Origin of the sequence: Streptomyces sp. NPDC048415 (assembly GCF_040651675.1) — a bacterium.
GTDB lineage: Bacteria > Actinomycetota > Actinomycetes > Streptomycetales > Streptomycetaceae > Streptomyces.
The window spans coordinates 1,222-14,128 of the sequence record NZ_JBEZKJ010000148.1 but is presented as its reverse complement, the minus strand read 5'-3'; the positions used below and the strand labels follow the sequence as shown (position 1 = coordinate 14,128).

The window sequence follows — 12,907 nt, the reverse complement described above, 5'->3', positions numbered from 1 at the left end:
GGGTGGTTGCGGGGCCGGGCGGGGCCCGGGGGGCCCCCCCCCCCCGACCAGTTCGACGGGCGTGCGCGGCGCGGGGAAGGCCACGGCGGCGAGCCGTGCGTCCCGCGCTCCTCCGCTGCGCGCCCGGTGCACCAGGTCCGAGGACGTACCGAGGACGACGGCGGCGGCCTTGGCGACCCGCCGCTCGAGCAGCCGCAGCCGGTCGGGTCGCCGTGCGGCACGGCGCACGCCCAGGCAGAGCGGGGCGCACACATCACGCCAAGGCACGCAGACCCACCAAGCCCACGGCACCCCAAGGCACACGCCGCGGGGCAAAGCGCAGGCAGCCGGGCAGGGCACACCCCGCACGACACAGCGCCGGCAGCCCGGCAGAGCACCCCGCACGACACGACGCCCACAGCCCGGCACAGCACACCCCGCACGACACAGTGCATGCCGCCCGGTGAGGCACACGCCGCAGGGCAGAGCGCACGCGGCCGGGCAAGGCATACGCGCCGCGGGCAAAGCGCGCGCCGCGACACGGTGCGGGCGATGCCGCGGGTCCACTCCGGGCCGCGAGGCGGCGCACCGGCGCCACTCAGCGCACGGCGCGCGCCCAGCCCCCCATCGTCCGCGCCGTCGCGCTGACCTTCTCCCCGTACACCGTCGCGGCCACCAGCGCAGCCGCGTGGGCGACAAGTCCCGCCCGGCCGTTGCCCACGGCGATGGCGGTGCCCAGGGCCGCGCCGAGGGCATGGGCACCGGTGTCGCCGATCATCCCGCGCTCGCCGAGGTCCTCTCGCAGCACGGCCGCGGTGGCCCCGATCGCCGCGGCGGACAGCTGCCCCGCGGCCCCACCGCGCAGCAACCCCGGCGCGCCCAAGCCGAGCACGGCGCCGGCTGCCCGCCCGGGCCTCACGTCCACGAGATTGACGAAATGCGCGGTCCCGGCGATCACGACCCCCGCGAGCAGCTTGTCCAGGGGCCGCTCCTTGAGCATCGCTCCCGCCACCAGCCCAGCCGCCGAGATCCCGAACAACTTGACCGCCCCGCTGGTCACTTCACCGTCACGCAGCGCCCCAAGGTGCGCCCGGAACCCGCGCCGGGGGTCATCCACTCCCACGACATCGTCGTACGCGCCACACGCACCGGCGGCGGCGATCGCGAACCCGGCCGCAGGACGGACCCGCGCGGCCCCGAGCGCCGCTCCCACGGCAACCGCGGGCCCCGCGTAGAGGTCGACGCCGCGCCCGGCGTAGTTCTCGCGCTCCCAACGGGCCGAGCCGCCCGGCGGGTTGGAGCGCAGGGCGGCGATACTCGCGCGCGTGAGCGCCGCGGCAGTACCGAATACGAAACTCCGACGCCAACGCATGATCATGTGATCAACCCTAGGAGGCCCGCGGAACGGGCCGGCTACCGGGACCGCGGAGCGGTCGAAACGGGGCGAGCGGGAGCGAGTCCGCCGTGGAGCGGCGAGGCCCGGACCGCGAGGCCCGGACCGCGAAGCCCGGACCGCGAAGCCCGGACCGCGGAGCGGTCAAAGCCTCGCAGCGCAGCGGCGGAGAAACCCCCGCACCTACGCGTCCCCGCGAGCCGCCGCCAGCAACTCCTCCGCATGAGCCCGGGCCGTCTGCGAGTCCTCCTGCCCCGCGAGCATCCTGGACAGCTCACGGATGCGGTCCTCGCCCTCGAGGACCTTCACTCCGGACCGGGTCACCGACCCGTCGTTGGTCTTCTCGACCAGCAACTGCCGGTCGGCGAACGCGGCCACCTGCGGAAGATGCGTCACCACGACCACCTGCGCGGTCTTGGCGAGCCGGGCCAGCCGCCGCCCGATCTCGACCGCGGCCTTGCCGCCGACGCCCGCGTCCACCTCGTCGAAGAGATACGTCGGCACCGGGTCCGTCCCCGCGAAGACGACCTCCACCGCGAGCATCACGCGAGACAGCTCACCGCCCGACGCCCCCTTGGCGATGGGCCGCGGCGGAGCCCCGGGGTGCGGCGCGAGCAGCAGCTCGACCTCGTCGACGCCCGCCGGGCCGTAGGCCACCGTACGGCCGGCGACCTCCACACCCTCCGGGTCGTCTGTCTGCCGGATCTCGAAGGACACGCGCGCGTGCGGCATGGCGAGCGAGGCCAGCTCGGCGGTCACCGCGGCGGCGAACCGCTCGGCGGCCTCCGTACGGGCGTCCGTCAACGCCTGGGCCAGCCCGCCCAGTTCGCTCCGCAACGCGTCCCGCTCGCCGGTGAGTTCATCGAGCCGCTCGTCGTCGCCGTCGAGCTCGGTGAGCCGCGCGGCACTCTGCTCGGCCCATGCCAGTACGGCGTTGATGTCCTCGCCGTACTTCCGGGTCAGCTGGGTGAGCGAAGCCCGGCGCTCCTCGACCGCCGCGAGCCGCAGCGGATCGGCGTCGAGATCGTCGGCGTACCCCGCGAGCTCGCCCGCCACGTCACCGAGCAGAATCCCGATCTCGCCGATCCGCGCGGACAGCGCGGCGAGCGCGGAGTCGTGGGACCGTACGGCCTCCAGAGCCCGGTGCGCACCCGCGACGAGCGTCGTGGCGTCGATCCCCTCCGGGTCCTCGGGATTGCCCGCGAGCGCGGCGTGCGCGGCCGTGGCGGCGGACGCGAGCGCCTCCGCGTGCCCGAGGCGCTCGGCCTCGGCCGCCAGCTCGACGTCCTCGCCGGCGCGCGGCTCGACCGCCGCGATCTCGTCGAGTCCGAAGCGCAGCATGTCGGCTTCCTGGGCCCGCTCCCGCGCGCGCGTGGTGATCTCGTCCAGCTCCGCCGAGATCGCCCGAAGCCGTCGGTAGGCGCCCGTGTACTTGGCGAGGGACACGGCGACGGCGTCCCCGGCGTACCGGTCGAGCGCCTGCCGTTGCCGGGACAGTTTGAGCAGCCCCTGCTGATCGGTCTGGCCGTGCACGGCGACCAGCTCGTCGGCGAGCTCGGCCAGCACGCCCACCGGCACCGAGCGCCCGCCCAGGTGCGCCCGCGAGCGCCCCTCGGCCGAAACGGTACGGCTGATCAGCAACGCCCCGTCGTCGAGCTCGGCTCCGGCCTCCTCGGCCCGTACGACGGCCGTCCCGCCCGCGGGTAGGGCGATCCGCCCCTCCACGACCGCGTTCTTGGCGCCGATCCGCACGAGGGCCGGGTCCGCGCGCCCGCCCAGCAGCAGCCCGAGGCTGGTGACCACCATCGTCTTGCCCGCACCGGTCTCACCGGTCACGGCGGTGAAGCCTGGCGACAGCTCGACGACCGCGTCGTCGATGACTCCGAGCGACCGTATCCGCATCTCCTCCAACACGGACACGACCTTACGAGGTCGGGGCCCGGCTGTGCGACGGGCCCCGCCCCGCTGCCGCGAAGGCGCAGGTGACAAGGCCCCACAAAGAGGCCGTTGTCACCCGCGGGAGTGGGCCGCCGCACAAGCCGCCGTACGCCTGAGCCGTATGTCCAAGTCGAACGCCTGGGCCTTACGTCCAATTCGTACGCCTGAGCCGTACGCCTAAAGCGGTGCTCCGCTCCTAATGCGGTGCTCCGCGCCACCCGGAGACCGGCAGCGCGAACTTCGCCACCAGCCGGTCGGTGAACGACGCGTGGTGCAGCCGAGCGAGCCGCACCGGCACCGCCCCCCGCCGTACCTCCACCCGCGCTCCCGGCGGCAGCTCCAGGGTCCGCCGCCCGTCGCACCACAGCACGCCCGGCGGAATGTGCGGGAGCACCTCCACGGCGAGCACGGAGTCCGGCGAGGTCACCAGCGGCTTCGCGAACAGCGCGTGCGCGCTGATCGGCACCATGAGCAGCGCTTCGACCTCCGGCCACACCACCGGACCGCCGGCGGAGAAGGCGTACGCCGTCGATCCGGTCGGGGTGGCGCAGACGATGCCGTCGCAGCCGAACCCGGTGACGGGCCGCCCGTCGATCTCCAGGACGACTTCGAGGAGCTTCTCGGCGGACACCTTCTGCACGGCTGCCTCGTTCAGCGCCCAGTCGGTGTGCACGATGTCGCCGTTGCGGTGCACGACGACGTCGACGGTCATGCGCTCCTCGACCTCGTACGCCTTGGTGACGACCCGGTCGACGACCTTGTCGAGGTCGTCGCGCTCGGCCTCCGCGAGGAAGCCGACGCGGCCCAGGTTGACGCCGAGCATCGGCACGCCGGAGGCGCGGGCGAACTCGGCGCCGCGCAGCAGGGTGCCGTCACCGCCGAGCACGATCAGCAGTTCGCAGCCGTCGAGGCACTGCGGGGTCGCCTCCTTGACCAGCTGCACCTCGGCCGGCAGCGGCAGGTCGGCGGCCTCCGCCTCCAGGACCCGTACGCCGATCCCGGAGCGCAGCAGCCCCTGGACGACCAGCTCGGCGCTGCGGATGGCTGCCGGCCGCCCGGTGTGGGCCAGCAGGAAAACAGTACGAGCTCGGGTCTGTGTCAACGCGGCCCCTCCGCCACTGCACGGTCAACGTCGGCCGGGTCGAGTTCGGGTGCCCCGGCCCGCAGCCACAGAAAGTACTCGACATTGCCCGAGGGTCCGGGCAACGGGCTCGCGGTCACACCCTGCACTCCGAGCCCCAGCTGCCGGGCTCGCTCGGCCACCGCGCGCACGGCCTCTGCGCGCAGTTCGGGGCTGCGTACGACACCGCCGCTCCCCAGCCGTTCCTTCCCCACTTCGAACTGCGGCTTGACCATCATCACCAGGTCGGCGTCCGGCGCCGCGCACCGCACCAGGGCGGGCAGCACCAGTCCGAGCGGGATGAAGGACAGATCCCCGACAACAAGGTCCACGGGCTCCCCATCGATCGCCTCCAACGTCAACTCGCGTACGTTCGTACGGTCCTTGACGGTGACGCGTTCATCGCTCTGCAGGGACCAGGCGAGTTGACCGTAGCCGACATCGACGGCCAGGACGTGCGCGACGCCCGCGCGCAGCAGGACGTCGGTGAAGCCGCCGGTGGACGCTCCGGCGTCCAGCGCCCGCCGCCCCTCGACCTTCAGTCCCTGCGGCACGAAGGCCTTCAGGGCGCCCGCGAGCTTGTGTCCGCCGCGCGAGACGTAGTCGGGGTCGCTGTCGTCCTGGGTGACCACGATCGCGGCCGCGGTCTCCACCTGTGTGGCGGGCTTGATCGCGAGGGTCTTGCCGACGGTGACCCTTCCGGCGGCGATCAGCTGGCCGGCGTGCTCGCGCGAGCGGGCGAGCTTCCGGCGGACCAGCTCGGCGTCGAGGCGGCGGCGTGCCACTCCTGCCACGTTCGGTTCAGCTCCTGCGGTCGTACGGCGAAGGGGGCGCCGGAGGTCCCGGGCGGGCGTCGAGCGCGGTGAGCGCGTCGCGCAGCCCCCTGTGTACATCCTCGTACACCTCGAGGTGTCCGTCCGTGGCGAGGTGGTCGGCGTCGGCCAGTCGGTCGAGCTGGGCGTCGGCGTCGGCGTTGCCGGTGGGCGTGCGGGGGACGTTCAGCGGGGCCGGGGCGGCGGGGTCGTACGTGGGTTCGGCCGCGGTCCGCGGCTCCGCCGGCTCGCGTGCGGGCTCCGCGACCGCCGCCTCCGGCGGGACCTCGGCCTTGGGAACTGAGTCGCTCATGCCCCGACGCTACCGCGAAGCGCTGCGGTACCGTCGATCACGATGGCGACGATTGAGGAGTGCCGCACCGCACTCGAAAAGCTCTCGGACAACCTTGCGGGCGCTGAGGGGGACGTACGCAGCGCTGCGGCCCTGGACCGTTCGCTGAGCTGCCGTATAACTGACCTGGACATCACCTTCGTGGGCCGTCTCAAGGACGGCCGGATCGAGGTGCTCGAGACGCTCCAGGGCCCGCCGCCCGAGAGAGCCCAGATCCGGCTCACCATGAAGGGCGACGATCTGGTCTCGATGGTGAACGGCCACCTGAACTTCGCGAAGGCCTGGGGCTCGGGCCGGGTGAAGCTGGAGGCGGGTCTGCGCGACCTGTTCCGGCTCAGGACCCTTCTGTAGCCGCCGCTGCCACCGCGCGTGCCTTGCGGGCCGCCGGCACCACGAGCGGCGTCCCCGTCTCCGGGTCGTCGATGACCTGGCAGCGCAGCCCGAAGACGTCCTCGACCAGTTCGGCCGTGACGATGTCGTTCGGCGTGCCCTCGGCGATGACCTCGCCGTCGCGCAGGGCGATGAGGTGGGTGGCGTACCGGGCGGCGTGGTTGAGGTCGTGCAGCACGGCGACCAGGGTCCGGCCCTGTTCCTCGTGGAGTTCGGCGCACAGGTCGAGCACATCGATCTGGTGCTGGATGTCGAGGTAGGTCGTCGGTTCGTCAAGCAGCAGCAGCGGGGTCTGCTGCGCGAGCGCCATCGCGATCCACACGCGCTGGCGCTGACCGCCCGACAATTCGTCGACATAGCGATCGGCGAGTTCGGCGACGCCGGTCGACGCCATCGATTCCTGGACCACCCGCTCGTCCTCCGCCGACCACTGGCGCAGCAGCCCCTGGTGCGGGTAGCGGCCCCGGCCGACCAGGTCGCCGACCGTGATCCCGTCCGGCGCGATCGACGACTGCGGCAGCAGGCCGAGCGTGCGGGCCACCTTCTTCGCGGGCATCGACTGAATGACCTGCCCGTCGAGCAGCACCCGTCCGTCGGAGGGCTTCAGCATCCGCGAGAGGGCGCGCAGCAGCGTGGACTTGCCGCAGGCGTTCGGGCCGACGATGACCGTGAAGGAGTTGTCAGGGATCTCCACCGACAGCTTCTGGGCGATGACGCGCTGGTCGTAGCCGAGGGTGACGTTGTCGGCGGACAGGCGGTTCACAGTCGTAGCGCTCCTCTTGGTATTCCTATCCGGCCCGTTGGTGTTCATATCCGGCCCGCCTTGCGCTCGGTGACAAGGAGCCACAGCAAATAGATTCCGCCAAGGACTCCCGTCACGACACCGACGGGCAACTGGTCGGCGCCGAAGGCCCGCTGGGAGGCCCAGTCGGCGACGATCAGCAGGGTCGCGCCCATGCACATCGACGGCACCAGGTTCGGTCCGGGCGATCGGGTCAGCCGCCGGGCCAACTGCGGCGCGGTCAGCGCCACGAAGCCGACCGGTCCCGCGGCTGCGGTGGCGCCCGCGGTCAGCAGTACGGCGGCCAGCATCAGCAGCAGCCGCGTCCGCTCGACGCGCACTCCGAGGGCGTACGAGACGTCGTCACCCATCTCCATCATGCGCAGCGCCCGCGCGTTGCCGAGGACGAGCGGTACGAGAACGGCGCACATGATGAGCAGCGGCCAGACCTGCGCCCAGTCCCGGCCGCCCAGCGAGCCGGTCATCCAGACGACCGCGCGGGCCGCGTCGACGATGTCGGCCTTGGTGAGCAGATAGCCGTTGACCGCCGTGACGATCGCGGAGACGCCGATACCGACCAGGACCAGTCGATAACCGTGCACTCCCCGCTTCCAAGCGAGCAGATAGATGGCGAGTCCGGTCACCAGCCCACCTACGAGCGCCCCTAGGGCGACCTGGGTGGCGCTTCCCGAGAACAGCACGATCATGATGAGCGCGCCGGCGGTCGAGCCCTGCCCGAGGCCGAGCACGTCCGGACTGCCCAGCGGATTGCGGGAGATGGACTGGAAGAGCGCCCCTCCGAGCCCCAGCGAGGCACCCACCAGCAGACCGACGAGGACCCGCGGCAGCCGCAGATCGTTGACGATGAACTCCTGGCTCGCGTTGCCGCTGCCGACCAGCGTCTTGAGGACGTCGACGGCCGGTATCGGGAAATCACCGGTGCCGATCAGCACCACGCTCGCGGTGAGCGCGGTCACCAGCAGCAGCGCGACGACGACGAACGCCCGGACGTCGAGCCGGACGGACAGTCCACCGGGGGTGCGAACGGCTCGGATTCGTGTGGTCGTCACAGCTGCGCCGTCCTCCGCCGTCGTACGAGAAAGATGAAGACCGGGCCGCCCAGAACCGCGGTGACGATGCCGACCTGCAGCTCCGCGGGTCTGGCGACCATCCGCCCGAGGACATCGGCACCGAGCAGCAGCACGGGTGACAGGACGGTGGCGTAAGGGAGGATCCAGCGCAGATCGGGTCCCGTGAAGGACCGTACGACGTGCGGAACCATCAGCCCGACGAACACGATCGGACCGCAGGCGGCGGTCGCGGCGCCGCACAGGACGGTCGCGGCGGCCATGGACAGCGCACGGGCGCGGTTCAGGTTGGCGCCGAGCGCGCGGGCCGTGTCGTCGCCCATGGCCACCGCGTTCAGCGGCCGGGCGAGGGCCAGCGCGAGAATCGTGCCGACGGCCAGGAACGGCAGCACCTGCTTGATGGTGGAGTCGGTGGCCGAGGCGAGCGAGCCGACTGTCCAGAAGCGCATCTTGCCGAGCGCCGCGTCGTCCGTGATCATCACGGCCTGCAGATAGCCGTACAGCGCCGCGCTGATCGCCGTACCCGCGAGCGCGAGCCGCACCGGCGTCGCACCCCGGCTGCCGCCCAGGAACCAGACCAGCGCCCCGACCGCCGCCGCGCCGAAGAAGGCGAACCAGACATAGCCGCTCAAAGACGTGACACCGAAATACGTGATGGCGGTGACGACCGCGGCGGACGCGCCCGCGTTGATCCCCAGCAGCCCCGGGTCGGCCAGCGGATTGCGGGTGAGCGCCTGGAGAACCGCACCGGACAGCCCGAGGGCGGCGCCGGCCAGCAGTCCGAGGACGGTACGGGAGACCCGGTCACCGACCACGACATCGGCGTACGTCCCAGAGTCGTGGAACAGGCCGTGCCAGACCTGGTCCAGCGGCAGCGCTTTCGCGCCGATCGCGATGCTCGCCAGTGCGACAAGCAGCAGGACTCCCACGGAGGCGAGGAGCCCAACGGCCCGTATCACTCGGCGGGTTGGGGGCGCGGGGGCGGTCTCCGCGCGTTGTTCGGGAGGACTGTCGACCAACACGAGGTTAGGTTAGCCTACCCTCGCATCTCGACTCGATCCCGCGTCGACTCCGACGAGCGGCACACCATCCCGCATCGACTCCGACGAGCGGCACACCATCCCGCGTCGGCTCCGACGAGCGGCACACCATGCCATGTCAGCGCCGCCGAGTGCCCAGCCTCCGGTTCAGAGCCCCAGCCGCGCCAGCGCCTTCCCCCCGTCCAGCTCGCAGCTACCCTCGCCGGCCACCGTCCACGCCGCCGCACACAGCGCCCGTAGCCCGTCGAGGGCCTCGCCGTCTCCCTCCAGCGCCAGCCGCTCGCTCCCGGCCGTCGCCGTCCAGCCGCCGCAGCGGAACCCGTCGCCCGCCTCGGCGACCTCGGGCTGGCCGGTGAGCAGACCGCGCAGATCGGCGTCCACGTACGTCGGCCGGTGCTGCGGCGGTGCGGCGAGCAGCTGCGCGCCGTCCGTCACGCCGGTCAGCACGAGCAGTGAGTCCACCTCACCGTTGAACGCGCCCTCGATGTCCGTGTCCAGCCGGTCGCCGACCACCAGCGGGCGCTTCGCCCCGGTCCGCAGAATCGTCTCGCGGTGCATCGGCGGCAGCGGCTTGCCCGCCACCTGCGGCTCGGCGCCGGTGACGATGCGTACGACCTCCACCGCCGCGCCGTTGCCGGGAGCGATCCCGCGCGCACTCGGGATCGTCAGATCGGTGTTGGACGCGAACCAGGGCACCCCGCGCGCGATGGCGTAACACGCCTCCGCGAAGCGCCCCCAGCGCAGGTCCGGTCCGCCGAACCCCTGGACGACCGCCGCCGGATCGTCGTCCGCCGACTCGACCGGCTCAAGGCCGCGCTCGCGCAGCGCGACCCTCAGCCCCTCACCGCCGATGACCAGCACACGCGCACCGACGGGCACCTGCTCACTGATGAGCCGGGCCGCGGCCTGCGCGGAGGTGATGACGTCCGACGCCTCCGTCGGTATCCCCAGCTCCGTGAGATGCCCGGCCACCGCATCCGGCGTCCGCAGCGCGTTGTTCGTGACGTACGCGAGATGCATTCCGCCCGCGCGCGCCGTGCGGAGGGAGTCAACGGCGTACGCGATCGCGATACCCCCCGCGTACACCACCCCGTCCAGATCGAGCAGCGCCGTGTCGTACGCCTCGCTCAGGGCCTGGCCACTGCCCTCGGGCCGTGTCCTGACGGTCTGGCTCATTACACATCGCTCCTCGTTCGATCCCTTTCCCCCGATCATCGCGCATGCCACTGACACACTTACGATGCCTCAATGAACTATGCAGGTCCCGCGGTAGAGACCCCGGCGCGCAGCGGCCTCGAACTGACCCCGTTCCGGGGCCTGCGCTACGACCCCGACCGGGTCGGCAGCCTGGCCGCCGTGACATCCCCGCCGTACGACGTCGTCGTACGGCCCGACGGTCTGCTCGAGCTCGAATCCGCCGACCCGCACAACATCGTCCGGCTGATCCTCCCCCAGGACGGCACCCCCGCAGCCCGCAACGAGCAGGCGGCCGAAACCCTGCGCCGCTGGCTGTCGGAAGGCGTCCTGACGACCGACCCCGAGCCCGGCCTGTACGTGTACGAGCAGCGCTACGGGGACCTCCTGCAACGCGGCGTCATCGGCACCCTGCGCCTCTCGGAGCCGTCGGACGGTGTCGTCCTCCCGCACGAGGACGTCATGCCGCACGTCATCGCGGACCGCGCGGCCCTGATGCGCGCCACCTCCGCCAACCTCGAACCCCTGCTGCTGACCTACCGCAGCAACGGTTCACGGACCGGCACGGCCGCCGTCGTCGAGCGCACCGTCGAACGGCCGCCGCTGCTGTCGACCACCACGGAGGACGGCTACAGCCACCGTCTGTGGGCGATCACGGATCCCGCCGGGCTGGCGGAGATCCGGACAGATCTCGGCCACCACCAGGCACTCATCGCCGACGGCCACCACCGCTGGGCCACCTATCTGCGGCTGCGCGCCGAGCACCCCTCCCCCAGCCCCTGGGACTACGGCCTGGTCCTCCTGGTGGACACAGCGCGCTATCCGCTGCGCGTCCGCGCCATCCACCGCCTTCTGCACCGCCTGCCCGTCGCCGACGCGCTGGCCGCCCTGGGGGACTCCTTCCGCGTACGCCGCCTCGACGTGCCCCTCTCCGAGGCCCTGGACGCCCTCTCCGTATCGGCCGCCGAGGGAAACGCCTTCCTCCTTGCCGGCGACGGCGCCTTCCACCTGGTCGACCGCCCCGACCCGGACCTCCTCGCCCGTACGATCCCGGCCGACCGCCCCGAGGCATGGCGCACCCTGGACGCGACCGTCCTGCACGCGACCCTCCTGGACCATGTGTGGGGCATCCCCGAGGACTCCCCCGCGCACATCGCGTACATCCACGACACGACCGCCACGGTCGAGAAGGCGGAGCACGACGGCGGTACGGCCGTCCTCATGCACCCGGTCCGCGAGGAGGTCGTACGCGACCTCGCCCGCCAGGGCGTCACGATGCCCCGCAAGTCGACATCGTTCGGCCCAAAGCCGGCGTCCGGACTTGTGCTGCGAGCGCTCACGTTCTGAAACGCCCACGGACGGCGGAACTCCTTCCGGAATCCCGCCGCCCGTGTGTTCTCTTCGTGCGCCTGACGTCAGCTCTGACGTTCAGTTCTGACGTCAGCTCTGCGGAGCGTCGTCCTCGTCGTCGCCGTCGGTGTCGACCGGCGTCTGCGCGGCCTTCGGGGCCTCGGCTTCGGCTTCGGCTTCGACGTCGGTCTCGTCTTCGTCTTCGTCCTCGTCCTCGACGTCGACGTCGAGGACGTCCGCGGCCTCGTCCTGGGTCTCGGCCTTGGTCTGGGGCGCCGGCTCGCTCTCGTCCTCATCCTCGACGAGCGCGTCGACGAACTCGACACCGTCCATTTCCGCAAGCCGGTCGGAGGCGTCGGTGCTGCCGTCCTTGTCGGACTCGACGGCCTTCGCGAACCACTCGCGCGCCTCGCCCTCACGGCCGGCTGCGAGAAGCGCGTCGGCGTACGCGTAGCGCAGTCGGGCAGTCCAGGGCTGCACGGAGTTCGAGGCGAGCTCGGGGCTCTGGAGGGTCACGATGGCCGCCTCAAGCTGCCCCATGTCCCGCCGCGCACCGGCCGCCACGAGCCGCATCTCGACCTGTCCGGCCTTGTCCAGCTTCGGCACCTCGGGTGCACCGGCCATCTCCAGCGCCTTCTCGGGCCGCCCAAGACCGCGCTCACAGTCCGCCATGACGGGCCACAGCTCGACGCTGCCGGTCATCCGGCGCGCGGCCCGGAACTCGGCGAGAGCCTCGCTGAACTTCTGGTTCGCGTACGCGGCGAAACCGGCCGCCTCGCGTACGGCGGCGACGCGCGACGCCAGTCGCAGGGCGATCTTCGAGTACGCGTACGCTCCCTCAGGGTCCTCGTCGATGAGCCGGGCGACCATCACCAGGTTCCTGGAGACATCCTCGGCAAGCCCCTTCGGCAGGCTCTGCAGCTCCTGCCGTACGTCCTTGTCGATCTCCTCGCCCGTGACGTCATCGGGGATCGGCAGCCGCTTGATCGGCTCCCGGTCCCGGTCTCGCTCGTCGCGGAAACGGCCGCCACCGCGCCGGTCGTCGCCACCGCGGTCGTCCCGGCCGCGGAAGCCACCGGGGCGCCCGCCCCTGTCGTCACGAGGGGGGCCGCCGCGTCCGCGGTCGTCACGACCACGGAAACCGCCGCCCCGGCTGTCGTCACGGCGATCGTCTCGGCGATCATCGCGCCGGAAGGCCGGACGGTCGCCGCCCCGGCTGTCGTCACGCCGGAAGTCGCCGCCGCGGCTGTCATCGCGGCGGAAGCCACCGCGGTCGCCACTGTCACGACGGTCATCGCGACGGAAACCGCCACGGTCGTCATCGCGGCGCGGGGCACTCGGGCGGTCGTCGCGACGGAAGCCACCACGGTCACCGCTGTCACGACGGTCATCGCGACGGAAACCGCCACGGTCGTCATCGCGGCGCGGGGCACTCGGGCGGTCGTCGCGACGGAAGCCACCACGGTCACC

At 72.1% G+C, this 12,907-nt stretch carries 12 protein-coding genes and 1 pseudogene; 2 read left to right on the top strand and 11 right to left on the bottom strand.

Translation table 11 applies throughout. The features are described from left to right. From AB0D27_RS43015 to AB0D27_RS42990, 6 genes and pseudogenes are all read right to left on the bottom strand, one after another. Positions 1-252 (bottom strand): annotated as a pseudogene (locus AB0D27_RS43015) (hypothetical protein); the annotation flags it as partial. Between the two features lie 325 nt (positions 253-577). Next, positions 578-1,357: a hypothetical protein gene (locus tag AB0D27_RS43010; RefSeq protein ID WP_362520474.1), complete on the bottom strand. Its 780-nt coding sequence runs from the start codon at positions 1,355-1,357 to the stop codon at positions 578-580. Between the two features lie 198 nt (positions 1,358-1,555). Beyond that, positions 1,556-3,274: a DNA repair protein RecN gene (recN, locus tag AB0D27_RS43005; protein ID WP_362520480.1), complete on the bottom strand. Its 1,719-nt coding sequence runs from the start codon at positions 3,272-3,274 to the stop codon at positions 1,556-1,558. Between the two features lie 232 nt (positions 3,275-3,506). After that, positions 3,507-4,412 carry an NAD kinase gene (locus AB0D27_RS43000; protein ID WP_362520471.1) on the bottom strand — a complete coding sequence of 302 codons (906 nt, stop codon included), beginning with the start codon at positions 4,410-4,412 and terminating at the stop codon, positions 3,507-3,509. Then, positions 4,409-5,224, bottom strand: a complete 816-nt coding sequence (locus AB0D27_RS42995) for a TlyA family RNA methyltransferase (protein WP_362520468.1) — start codon at positions 5,222-5,224, stop codon at positions 4,409-4,411. The genes AB0D27_RS43000 and AB0D27_RS42995 overlap by 4 nt, the downstream gene beginning before the upstream one ends. A gap of 7 nt (positions 5,225-5,231) precedes the next feature. Further along, entirely contained in the window at positions 5,232-5,555 is a 324-nt protein-coding gene (locus AB0D27_RS42990) for a hypothetical protein (protein WP_362520465.1), read from the bottom strand. 42 nt (positions 5,556-5,597) lie between these two features. Here AB0D27_RS42990 and AB0D27_RS42985 point away from each other — a divergent pair, with 42 nt between their 5' ends. After that, on the top strand, positions 5,598-5,945 hold the full coding sequence (locus AB0D27_RS42985) for an SCP2 sterol-binding domain-containing protein (protein ID WP_362520463.1): 348 nt from the start codon (positions 5,598-5,600) through the stop codon (positions 5,943-5,945). Here AB0D27_RS42985 and AB0D27_RS42980 read toward each other — a convergent pair. The 4 genes from AB0D27_RS42980 to AB0D27_RS42965 form a co-directional block, all read right to left on the bottom strand. Then, positions 5,929-6,795: an ABC transporter ATP-binding protein gene (locus AB0D27_RS42980; protein WP_362520461.1), complete on the bottom strand. Its 867-nt coding sequence runs from the start codon at positions 6,793-6,795 to the stop codon at positions 5,929-5,931. The genes AB0D27_RS42985 and AB0D27_RS42980 overlap by 17 nt on opposite strands. Beyond that, entirely contained in the window at positions 6,792-7,835 is a 1,044-nt protein-coding gene (locus AB0D27_RS42975; protein ID WP_362520458.1) for an iron chelate uptake ABC transporter family permease subunit, read from the bottom strand. The genes AB0D27_RS42980 and AB0D27_RS42975 overlap by 4 nt, the downstream gene beginning before the upstream one ends. Continuing rightward, entirely contained in the window at positions 7,832-8,875 is a 1,044-nt protein-coding gene (locus tag AB0D27_RS42970) for an iron chelate uptake ABC transporter family permease subunit (RefSeq protein ID WP_362520455.1), read from the bottom strand. The genes AB0D27_RS42975 and AB0D27_RS42970 overlap by 4 nt, the downstream gene beginning before the upstream one ends. A 165-nt stretch (positions 8,876-9,040) precedes the next feature. Beyond that, entirely contained in the window at positions 9,041-10,069 is a 1,029-nt protein-coding gene (locus tag AB0D27_RS42965; RefSeq protein WP_362520452.1) for an HAD hydrolase-like protein, read from the bottom strand. 72 nt (positions 10,070-10,141) lie between these two features. On the opposite strand from AB0D27_RS42965, the gene AB0D27_RS42960 reads away from it, so the two are divergent. Further along, positions 10,142-11,434, top strand: a complete 1,293-nt coding sequence (locus AB0D27_RS42960; RefSeq protein WP_362520450.1) for a DUF1015 domain-containing protein — start codon at positions 10,142-10,144, stop codon at positions 11,432-11,434. A gap of 93 nt (positions 11,435-11,527) precedes the next feature. Here the strand turns inward: AB0D27_RS42960 and AB0D27_RS42955 are convergent, their stop codons facing one another. Next, positions 11,528-12,415, bottom strand: coding sequence for a hypothetical protein (locus AB0D27_RS42955; RefSeq protein WP_362520477.1), 888 nt, complete (start codon positions 12,413-12,415; stop codon positions 11,528-11,530). Positions 12,416-12,907: the final 492 nt, after the last annotated feature.

Bases quoted from the DNA above. Each gene is read 5' to 3' on its own strand.
- AB0D27_RS43010 (WP_362520474.1), bottom strand. From the start codon at position 1,357: ATGATCATGCGTTGGCGTCGGAGTTTCGTATTCGGTACTGCCGCGGCG.
- recN (WP_362520480.1), bottom strand. From the start codon at position 3,274: ATGCGGATACGGTCGCTCGGAGTCATCGACGACGCGGTCGTCGAGCTG.
- AB0D27_RS42990 (WP_362520465.1), bottom strand. From the start codon at position 5,555: ATGAGCGACTCAGTTCCCAAGGCCGAGGTCCCGCCGGAGGCGGCGGTC.
- AB0D27_RS42985 (WP_362520463.1), top strand. From the start codon at position 5,598: ATGGCGACGATTGAGGAGTGCCGCACCGCACTCGAAAAGCTCTCGGAC.
- AB0D27_RS42980 (WP_362520461.1), bottom strand. From the start codon at position 6,795: ATGAACACCAACGGGCCGGATAGGAATACCAAGAGGAGCGCTACGACT.
- AB0D27_RS42965 (WP_362520452.1), bottom strand. From the start codon at position 10,069: ATGAGCCAGACCGTCAGGACACGGCCCGAGGGCAGTGGCCAGGCCCTG.
- AB0D27_RS42960 (WP_362520450.1), top strand. From the start codon at position 10,142: ATGAACTATGCAGGTCCCGCGGTAGAGACCCCGGCGCGCAGCGGCCTC.